This is a genomic window from Mesorhizobium sp. B1-1-5 (assembly GCF_006443065.1).
Taxonomy (GTDB): Bacteria; Pseudomonadota; Alphaproteobacteria; order Rhizobiales; family Rhizobiaceae; genus Mesorhizobium.
Genome location: NZ_VFWS01000246.1, coordinates 1 through 2,079 on the forward strand (window position 1 = coordinate 1; position 2,079 = coordinate 2,079).

General features: G+C 67.6%; 2 protein-coding genes. Both read left to right on the forward strand.

Going from position 1 to position 2,079, the window contains the following annotated elements; all coding sequences use genetic code 11:
• The first annotated feature begins 92 nt into the window (after window positions 1–92).
• The gene (locus FJ980_RS29995) at window positions 93–1,211 is read left to right on the forward strand and encodes an ATP phosphoribosyltransferase regulatory subunit (protein ID WP_140547231.1); all 1,119 of its coding nucleotides are present in this window, start codon (window positions 93–95) and stop codon (window positions 1,209–1,211) included.
• Window positions 1,208–1,906, forward strand: coding sequence for an ATP phosphoribosyltransferase (hisG, locus tag FJ980_RS30000; RefSeq protein ID WP_140547232.1), 699 nt, complete (start codon window positions 1,208–1,210; stop codon window positions 1,904–1,906). Before FJ980_RS29995 ends, hisG begins: the two co-directional genes overlap by 4 nt.
• Window positions 1,907–2,079 lie beyond the last annotated feature (173 nt).

Here is a 2,079-nt window from a genome sequence, read left to right on the forward strand (position 1 = left end):
ACGCCGGCGTTCCCTGGAACACCCCTCATCCGTCTCGGCGCTTCGCGCCGATCCACCTTCTCCCACAAGGGGAGAAGGGAAGGGCGTGCCGCATGACCGCCCGCCCCGCCATCGCCGCCGACATCGTCAAACTTTTCGCCGCCCGCGACACCCACGCCGCGGAAGTCGCCGTGCTGCAGCCGGCCGACCCATTCCTCGACATGGCCGGCGAGGACCTGCGGCGCCGCATCTTCCTGACTGAAAGCGAGACCGGCAAGACGCTGTGCCTGCGGCCCGAATTCACCATTCCCGTCTGCCTCGATCACATCGCCAGCCAGGCCGGCACGCCCCGCCGCTATTCCTATCTGGGCGAGGTGTTCCGCCAGCGCCGCGACGGCGGCAACGAGTTCTTCCAGGCCGGCATCGAGGATCTCGGCGACCGCGACACCGCCGCGGCCGATGCCCGCTCGCTGGCCGACGCGCATGCACTGCTGTCGCTGGTGCTGCCCGGCCGGAAGCTCGCCATCACGCTTGGCGACCAGACTCTGTTCGAGGCCGTGCTGGCGGCCCTCGGCTTGCCGCGCGGTTGGCGCATGCGCCTTGCGCGTGCCTTCGGCTCGGCGCCGATGCTGGAGGCAGCCCTTGCCGATCTCGCCAATCCGCCGCGCAACAGCCAGCTCTCCGGTCCGGTCGCCCTGCTGGTGCTCGACGGCGATGCGGAAGGCCTTGCCGCGCACATTGCCGACGGCATGGAGGAAGCCGGGCTTTCGGCGTCATCCGGCCGCGCCCCGGCCGACATTGCGCGCAGGCTGATCGAGAAAGCGCAGCTGCGCAGCGTGCGGCTGTCCGACGAGGCGTTTTCGGCGTTGAAAGGTTTTCTCGAGATCGACGTCGCGCTCGACAGCGCGACCGCGGCGCTGGAAAAATTCGCCGCCGATGCCGGCCTGTCGCTGGGACCGGCGCTGGAGAACTTCGCCGCCCGCGCCAAGGCGATCGAGGCGCATGGGCTGTCGGCGGCAGAAATCCGCTATGACGCCGCTTTCGGCCGTCCGCTCGACTACTACACCGGCCTCGTCTTCGAGATCGCGGCGGCGGATGGCGATCGCCCGCTGGTCGGCGGCGGTCGCTACGACCGGCTGCTGACGCTGCTGGGTGCAAAAAAGCCGATTCCCGGCGTCGGCTTCTCGGTTTGGCTCGATCGCATCGAAGCCTTGCGGGAGAACGCCAGATGATCACGTTGGCGATCCCCTCGAAGGGCCGTCTCAAGGAGCAGTCGCTCGAAGTGCTGGCCAAGGCCGGCCTGGCCGTCACTCTGCCTGAGGACGACCGTAAATACCGCGCCCGCATCGACGGTCTCGACAATGTCGAGGTGGCCTTTCTTTCTGCATCCGAGATCGCCGGCGAGATCGGCCAAGGCGCGGTCGATCTCGGCATCACCGGCGAGGACCTTTTGCGCGAGAACCTCGCCGACTGGGAAGCGCGCGCCGAGGTCGTCGCGCGCCTCGGCTTCGGCCATGCCGATGTCGTGGTCGCGGTGCCCGACATCTGGCTGGACGTCGACAGCATGGCCGATCTCGACGATGTTGCCGCCGATTTCCGCCAGCGCCATGGCCGGCGCTTGCGCATCGCCACCAAATACTGGCGGCTGACGCAGCAGTTCTTTTCGCTCAAGCACGGCATCCAGGTCTACCGCATCGTCGAAAGCCTCGGCGCCACCGAAGGCGCCCCGGCCGCCGGGCTTGCGGATGTCATCGTCGACATCACCACCACCGGCTCGACGTTGCGCGCCAACCACCTCAAGGTGCTGGGCGACGGTACGATCCTGAAGTCGCAGGCCTGTCTGGTCGCTTCGAAGAAGCAGCGCGATGCGGTCGACAAAGCGGTCTTGCGCGACATCGCCGCGAAGATGTCAGCAATAGCGGGATAGCGTCGGCGCTGCCCCTCATCCGGCCGCTTCGCGGCCACCTTCTCCCCGGCGGGGAGAAGAGATTGGCGCCGACGCCGACAATCTCCTCTCCCCGCCGGGCTAGCGTGCGCACACATTTGCTTCGAGCTGTGGTCAAGCGTGAAGAGACGCGGTCGGGAAATGGCTTGAAGCGT

Bases quoted from the DNA above. Each gene is read 5' to 3' on its own strand.
- FJ980_RS29995 (WP_140547231.1), top strand. From the start codon at position 93: ATGACCGCCCGCCCCGCCATCGCCGCCGACATCGTCAAACTTTTCGCC.
- hisG (WP_140547232.1), top strand. From the start codon at position 1,208: ATGATCACGTTGGCGATCCCCTCGAAGGGCCGTCTCAAGGAGCAGTCG.